This is a genomic window from Acinetobacter sp. B-6, from assembly GCF_056930735.1.
In genome coordinates, this window is sequence record NZ_JBXPBY010000033.1 from 1 (window position 1) to 3852 (window position 3852).

General features: G+C 30.6%; 4 protein-coding genes. 2 read left to right on the top strand and 2 right to left on the bottom strand.

The window, feature by feature from the left end; translation table 11 throughout:
* Positions 1 to 207 (bottom strand): CoA-transferase (locus AC1Z3T_RS21020; RefSeq protein WP_483396976.1); only part of this gene is annotated, 207 nt, incomplete at its 3' end.
* A 248-nt stretch (positions 208 to 455) separates the two neighbouring features.
* Here AC1Z3T_RS21020 and pcaU point away from each other — a divergent pair.
* Entirely contained in the window at positions 456 to 1280 is an 825-nt protein-coding gene (pcaU, locus tag AC1Z3T_RS21025) for an IclR family transcriptional regulator PcaU (RefSeq protein WP_100884699.1), read from the top strand.
* A 114-nt stretch (positions 1281 to 1394) separates the two neighbouring features.
* On the top strand, positions 1395 to 2243 hold the full coding sequence (locus AC1Z3T_RS21030; protein WP_100884698.1) for a tetratricopeptide repeat protein: 849 nt from the start codon (positions 1395 to 1397) through the stop codon (positions 2241 to 2243).
* 667 nt (positions 2244 to 2910) lie between these two features.
* Here the strand turns inward: AC1Z3T_RS21030 and AC1Z3T_RS21035 are convergent.
* Positions 2911 to 3105, bottom strand: a complete 195-nt coding sequence (locus AC1Z3T_RS21035; protein WP_046761062.1) for a hypothetical protein — start codon at positions 3103 to 3105, stop codon at positions 2911 to 2913.
* Positions 3106 to 3852 lie beyond the last annotated feature (747 nt).

Below are 3852 nucleotides of genomic sequence, written 5' to 3' on the forward strand. Positions count from 1 at the left end.
TCCTGATTTGAGGAGTTTTGCCAAACCATAATCGCCATTGCCTGCATTGTTGTTGACAATGACCAAGTCTTTGACGCCAAGCTCAATCAATCCATCAATCAGTTCTGCGGGTTGCCCTGCGGTTCCAAAGCCGCCAATCATAATGGTTGAACCATTTTTGATTTGTGACAAAACCTCTGTCAATGAGCCGGCACGCTTATCAATCATCTGACTACTTCCTGTACTGTGTAGCACTCAACTTTTCATCCTAAAAGTCGATAAAACCAAGTTGAGTGTTTTGTTCGGATTTCTTATCTTTATTCTTGATAAATTCTGAACAGACTTCTATCTTCTAAAAGCTATTTTGTGCGATTATTATTTTTAATGTTCGATCATCGAACATTATCCAACTAAATTAGTCGTGTTTCGATTAGAATAATTATTCATCAAAGGATTTTGTAGGAATGCTCTAAATTATGGAAAATGATAAAAATAAAAATCGTCGCTTGATTCATCACCGTGAAAATAAGAAAGTGATTCGACATGAAGACTTTATCGCAGGTATTGCCAAAGGCTTGGCGATTTTAGATTGCTTCGGTCCTGAACGTCACCGTTTAAATATGAGTACAGCCGCAGAGAAAACGGGTATGACCCGTGCTGCTGCACGTCGTCATTTACTGACTTTAGAATACTTGGGGTATTTGGACTTTGATGGTCATTATTATTATTTAACCCCCAAAGTTTTAAAGTTCTCAGGTGCGTATCTGGATGGTTCTCCCTTACCTAAAATTTGTCAGCCTTTATTAAACTTACTCACCAATCAAACATCACTGATTTATTCAGTCATGGTGCTGGATGGTTATGAAGCCATTACCATTGCACGTAGTGCAGCGCATCAACAAACTGACCGTGTTAATCCTTATGGTTTGCATTTGGGAAATAGACTCCCCGCTCATGCCACATCCGCAGGCAAAATTTTGTTGGCACATCTAAATAAAGATGAGCAAAAAGAGTGGTTAGAAAAATATCCTCTAAAACGTTTGACGAAATATACCCATACAGACAGTGAAGTGTTTTTGGCATTGTTGCATGAGATTAAAGAACAAGATTGGTGCTACTCGTGTGAAGAACATGAGTTAGGTGTACATGCAGTTGCTGTACCGATCTATGATGCCAATGCTGATGTAGTTGCAGCTTTAAATATTGTGTCTCCAACGATCCGTACGACTCAAGATTATTTAATTACGCATATTTTGCCGTTGTTACAGGAAACAGCTCGCGACTTGAGACAAGTGGTTTAGTTGGGAAAGTTGATCATATAATTTAAGTTTGTTTATTATTTTCAGCTCATGTTACTATCAAAATTTAATAGATATCAAAATAATTTTTTGACGTTATTCTGCTTGAGATAAAATATGTTTTATACAAGAAAAATATTTCTAACAATTTGTTTACTTAGTGTTTTAAATTCAGGCTGTGCTAAATCAACTGATAGCAACAACAATAATCAACAATATAGCGCTAATAATTCCGCTATTGATATCAATGAGATTAAGTCTAAAGCTGAACAAGGTGATCCTGAAGCTCAATACAATATGGGTGTAATTTATTCTGATGGATATCAAAATATTCAACCAGATATTTTTGAAGCCATTAAATGGTATAAATTATCGGCTGATAAAGGATATGCAAAAGCGAAATATAATTTAGCTATTCTTCTAAGTAGTGATTCAGGTATTAAAAATGATTATGCTCAAGCGAAAAAGTTATTTGAAGATGCTGCTGCTTTAGGCGATGTACCATCATTAAATGAGCTTGGTAATTTTTATAAAGATGGAATAGGTGTACAAGAAAATTACGTTCAAGCATCTGAATATTATTTAAAAGCAGCTAATGCTGGATATTCTGCTGCTGAAAATAATATAGGTAATATGTATCTACATGGGCATGGAGTGTCACAAGATAAACTAAAAGCATCTCAATGGTATATAAAAGCTGCTGAACAAGGTGAGGTTGATGCTCAATATAATTTAGGGCTTATGTATTTTTTAGGTGATGGTATAAAGCAAGATTATTCACAAGCATATCAATGGTTTTTAAAAGCTGCAAATCAAGGTGAAAGTGGAGCACAATATCATTTAGGTAAAATCTATAAAGATGGCTTGGGTGTTGATAAAAATCTATCAATTTCAAGAACCTGGTTTGAGGAGTCTGCTCAAGCGGGTAATTCTCTAGCTTACGATGAATTATCACAACTTAAATAATATGTTTAAATCATAACTTCTGACTATTTCTTTAAAGAAAAAAAAATTACTCCTATAGCAATAGTCAGTATTATAGAATTTAAAATAATTGTCCAATAATAATCAAAAGAAAGAGGTTCCACTAACAAGAACTTGCCACTCACTCCACAATAATAATAAAGAGAGCAGCTTATAATCCTAAATAAACAATATATTAAACCTAAAGAAAGAAATAAAAAATTAAAAATCTTTTTCACTTTTACTTCTTAGTACACAATTGATAAGCTTTTTTTGAATGCATTACAAATTCACTATATTTTTGGTTTGTTTCATCCAATACCTCTGGTTCTTTATAAAAATCTGTTTTTAAATTTGCTACTAAACAGTCAAAATAAAATTTAAAAGTATTCGCATAAAATTCTTAGCTTTTATTTTTTCTCCATTTAAAAAATCAACCCTCGATAATAAATAAAAAAAGCCTATAATTTGTGTAACAATAAAAAAATAATTTTTTACTGTATTCCATAACTTTATGATTTTCGATATACCTCACTATATTTCCTAAAACATATCCAATTAAACCTATTGTTATCACTTTGAAAAAATTTATCAGATACGGATGATCTTTTGATTTAAAGTTGGAAATAAAAATACTAATTATAACCTCTGCGATTAGTGTAATCATAATTTATTTCTTCTCCTTTTTATCAGATTTGAATATGTCTTTAGCAATGCTCCCTGAGGTAGCACCTATTAAAGCCGAATTTGACCAAGTAGTTATTCCTACTGGATTATTTAAGTTCATAGATATATTTAATACTTCAACTTGAATAATTAATTTCGCTTCTTTTTTAGCTAATTTTTTGAGTTTAAATCTAACCATTTACACCCCATAAAGAATAAAGAAGCTAACAAACCAATTCCTATTGATATTAAGAAAAATAATAATATCCCCTGCAAATCCATTAAATCCTTATTAAAAAAATCAATTAGCATTCCTAAAATAAAACCAGATACGCCTAAAACTATTCCTTTAAAAAAACTAATTAAATATGGATATTTTTCACTTTCTTAATTAGAGATAAAAAAAGAAATAATTACCTCAGCAATAATTGTCAGCATTCTATTTCTTTGCCTTTTTCGCTTTCTGATCCGAAATAATTTTATTTGCCATTCTAGAGGATGTTTGTTGCATAAGAAATTGATTATTAAAACAATCACATCAATCATATGATATTTTAATTATTATAATTACTTTTCATTTTTTGAACTTAGAACCAAGTATAAAAATACAAAAAAAATAATTAAAATAAATAATAAATCACTTACTAATGTAAAATAGTAAGAATATGAAAAAAACTCTACTTTTTTAAGACCACTTCGACCACCACAGTATGCATATACTCCACACCCTAATACTTTCAGCATCAATAATATAATAAAAAAAATTGAACTATACTTATATATGATTTTTTTCACTTTTCTAATCTTTTTTCACAATCTTCAACAATCTGATATGCAATTTTTTCAAATTTTCTTGCTTTCTCATTATCTTCCATTAATGATTTGTCCTTATAAAAATTTTTATCATATTTTCTTACTAAATCATTAAACTGACATTCACAAACAC

Excerpts from the sequence above, each read along its gene's own strand:
- pcaU (WP_100884699.1), top strand. The coding sequence starts at position 456 with ATGGAAAATGATAAAAATAAAAATCGTCGCTTGATTCATCACCGTGAA.
- AC1Z3T_RS21030 (WP_100884698.1), top strand. The coding sequence starts at position 1,395 with ATGTTTTATACAAGAAAAATATTTCTAACAATTTGTTTACTTAGTGTT.
- AC1Z3T_RS21035 (WP_046761062.1), bottom strand. The coding sequence starts at position 3,105 with ATGGTTAGATTTAAACTCAAAAAATTAGCTAAAAAAGAAGCGAAATTA.